Annotated in this window: 3 protein-coding genes; all 3 read right to left on the reverse strand. The window is 30.1% G+C overall.

Annotated elements, in window-relative coordinates:
* Positions 1-212: 212 nt before the first annotated feature.
* The 3 genes from JM658_RS16865 to JM658_RS16875 all read right to left on the reverse strand — a co-directional run bounded on the left by JM658_RS16865 (position 213) and on the right by JM658_RS16875 (position 3,182).
* Positions 213-1,289 (reverse strand): hypothetical protein, encoded by a 1,077-nt coding sequence (locus JM658_RS16865; RefSeq protein ID WP_236961049.1) that lies wholly within the window; start codon positions 1,287-1,289, stop codon positions 213-215.
* Between the two features lie 182 nt (positions 1,290-1,471).
* Entirely contained in the window at positions 1,472-1,978 is a 507-nt protein-coding gene (locus JM658_RS16870; RefSeq protein ID WP_236961051.1) for a hypothetical protein, read from the reverse strand.
* A gap of 220 nt (positions 1,979-2,198) precedes the next feature.
* Positions 2,199-3,182: a lysozyme inhibitor LprI family protein gene (locus JM658_RS16875; protein WP_236961053.1), complete on the reverse strand. Its 984-nt coding sequence runs from the start codon at positions 3,180-3,182 to the stop codon at positions 2,199-2,201.
* Positions 3,183-3,579: the final 397 nt, after the last annotated feature.

Genomic DNA, 3,579 nt, shown 5'->3' on the forward strand with positions numbered 1-3,579 from the left:
GATTAGTGTGTATAAGAGCAGAGTAGGGCAATAGAAGGTAACGGTTAGTATAAGAAACGTAGGGCAGAAGATAAGCGATACGTTTCGTTTTGATACTTAGCCAAATATAATATTTTGCTTTTATCTTTTTTGTTGAAAATGCCAAATTTTATATTTGGCGACTTGATAAATAAACACAGACTTCTCGGAAAGCCTAAACCGCCCTATGTTTTTTATACATTGTTACCTGCTTTTTGTTTTTCTAGATAATCAATAATCGCAAAGCTTTCTCTTCCAGTATTTTTCCACTTTTGAATTACTAAACCTGAGTATTGAGATTTATCATTATTGTTTCTAAAAACATCAAAATACTGTGTAAGTAAGTGAGATATCACAAAGTCGGAAGTTCCTCCGAATAATGTTTTACATATTTTATTTTCATTTTTGATAAAGTCTGAATATTTCATCTGACCTAAATGTTCAAATAACTCAACTCGTCTCAATAATTTCGGCAACAAATTATTTTGTAGTAAATCTATAATATCCATACTCTTCTCATCTGGACGCATAACTTTTGTACCCTCAAATAAGTCGTTAAATTGTATGTTTTCTGATATATAAAATTCATTAGGAGTGTATAGTTCAGAAAATGAAGATTGATGATTTTTACAAATGCAGTAAACATTGATATATCTTATAAAATCTTTTTTCATTTTTTCAATGCTTATATGGATATCATATGCCTCACTTTCTTTATAAATTAAATTAAGTTTGTTTTTTTCTAATTGACTTCTACTTTCTAAAGCTAAATTTTCTTTCGTTATTTTTTTTGCCTGTTTTAGCTTTGTCCAATATCCTTGAAAAAATGGATAATCATTACCAATGATTTTCTTTAATCTTTCAATGTTTTCAACACAAATTTCGTTTCGAGAATATATTACTCGGAGCGTTTGAATAATCTGAGACTTAATATCAACGCTTTTTGTCTTCTTGAAATAATCTAATAAGAACTCAAAAGCTTTTTCTTTTCCATTTAGATTTAATCCCCTAATAAGTCTTGTGATAATTAATTTGTTTGATTCATTATCTATTTTTGAAAGAAAAAACTCTTCAAGATTTTCGGAGTTGAAATCGGATAGCAAGTTGATTGCTGAGTATTTAATATCGGAAACCTTTTCAGTTAATTGAATTATTTGTGAGATATATTCTTCTTCAGGTTTTTTGCCAATTAAACTATTCAGAAGATTAGATATTTTACGCTTATCTTTTGAATTCTCTATTTCCCGAAAAACTTCTTTGTATGTACTCATTTTTGTAATTGCAGGTAACGGTCTTGTATATGGCTCGTAGCGTGCAAATTAGCGATTATTTTTCGGTTAAGCACGAGCCGAATTTTTTAATTTTCTTATTATCTTTTTTTCTCAATAAGCCAAATTAAAAAATTTGGCGGTCTTGTAAATATGCCTGAACTTTCGATTAAGCAACTAACTAGCTATGAGCTATATACGTTGTTGTGCCTCGTTTTTGTTTTCAGCGTTGTTATTCCGATTATTCTTTTCAATTTGGTCATTCCAGTTTTTGATACGAAACGAAAACTTAATTCCATAAACACAAATCTTATAAATAAAATTCCCATTATCATTGGCAATATTATTCCGTAAGATTTTTCAATTCCGCTTGTTATCGCCACAATTCCAAATCCTATAATTGGCATCAGCATCAAAATCGAAAACATAACTTTAAATGCTTTGTGAATTCGGATTTCAATTTCGCCATTTTGTCCGTCAAATTTTCCTATTAGAACACAGATTGCACCACGACCAATTTCAGATGAGATTACTTTAAATTCGTTTTCATTTACTTGTCCGCGAAACTCCTTTTCAGTGTAATCCGAAATAAGCGTTTCAGTTATATCAGTATTCCGTTTTAATTCTGCCATTGCGATTGCGCTATTTTCGCTCAATTGAGCAGTAAAGTTTTTTGTCGGAAACATTTTCATTTAGTTCGCAATGTTTTTATCAAATGAGGCACAACGGTCTTGTGTATGGCTCGTTGCGTCTAAATTAGCAATTATTTTTCGGTTGAGCCACAAGCCGAATTTTTAAATTTTACTATTTATCTTTTTTATTGGAAATCGTCAAATTTAAAAATTTGGCGACTTTCCAAATTTGCCTTAATTTCGGTTTAAGCAATTGAATAGCAATGAGCTATACACGTTGTTACCTGCTGGCTTTGTTCAGTCCATATTCTTCAATTAATTCAGCAGTCATTTTCTCCGTTGTTGCTTTTAATGAGTTTAATCTTAAAAGTGGATAAATTGTGCCACCTTTTGAATGTTTTGCAAACGCATCTGCTTTTACTTCTCTATATTCTTTCCATTTCTGTATTACCAACTCAAAATCTTTTCTGTCCAAATAGATATTTTCATCTGATAAATCTAAATTTTTGATTTCTTCTATGACCTTTGTTAATTCAGATTCCGCTTTTTCATAGTTTTCTCCTGCACGAATATTCATTTCCGTTTGAGTTAGAGGTGCATCAGGTTCTAATAGATTCCAAATGAAATCGTTGACGTGAAATAAGAAAATTTTACAATGTTCGTATGCTCCTTTAATAACTAAATATTCGAGTTCGATATTAGTAGCGAATTCGTGGCAAAAGATGTGTCTTAATCTAAAAATATAATCTATTGACTCAAGTATTGCTGAAGTTTTCTCTTTAAATAATTTTGCTGTATCGATTGTAGGTTTAGATATACTTTTGGGTTCAAATTTTTTTAGTTCTTCTAAAAAGTCTAATTGAGTCAGAATTGATAAGTTCGAGTTAAAATCTTTTATGTTGTTACAACTCAATATATGGCTAATGAAATCTCCAATTGAAATTTTCTTTTTCTGAATTGCATTTACAATATTGAAATCGAACCTTATGTTATTCGATTGATTAAATTTTAAAACGTTTTGATTGTATGGTTCACCTTTATCAATTAGTTCAGCTACTATGCTTCTGAAAAATGATTCAAAACAGGCAACGGTTGCAATAGGAATGTATTTTAGGATTTCTTTATTTTTAAGATTACCGTTGTCCATTACATCATAAATAATGGAATCTATTTCGTAAAATCTTGACATTAATTCAAATCTCCCAGGAAATTTTGAACGATCTTTTATGGAAGTAATTTCCTCTATGTAATCTCTTTTTTTCAATGGTTGTTTCAGCTTGCAGGTAACGGTTTGTGTATGGTTTCGTTATGAGTAAAAGTACCTGAAATCTCCACCAAAGCATAAATATACCAAAAAGGCGTTGAATTTTCGGTAGAAAATTCAGCAGTAATGAACTATACACCTTGTTACCTTATGTTGCGCCCGTTTAGAGTGGAGAAATATAAAATGATTACTTAAATTTTGGAAAACAAAAAAGGTAGCTAGAAACCGTTTTTTTTTATCCGTAACGTGTCCGCCAAAATCGCTAAATTTTTCTAGTTATTAGTTTAATAATTGTTACAATCAATATTGGGATCGAGATCACCTTTAAAATGTCGAATAATGATTTAGATCAATATTTTAACTTCCTTTTCTTAAGGTTTAATCTATAATAATTTAG

It is taken from the genome of Joostella atrarenae (assembly GCF_021764745.1).
Lineage (GTDB): Bacteria > Bacteroidota > Bacteroidia > Flavobacteriales > Flavobacteriaceae > Galbibacter > Galbibacter atrarenae.

Excerpts from the sequence above, each read along its gene's own strand:
- JM658_RS16865 (WP_236961049.1), bottom strand. The coding sequence starts at position 1,289 with ATGAGTACATACAAAGAAGTTTTTCGGGAAATAGAGAATTCAAAAGAT.
- JM658_RS16870 (WP_236961051.1), bottom strand. The coding sequence starts at position 1,978 with ATGAAAATGTTTCCGACAAAAAACTTTACTGCTCAATTGAGCGAAAAT.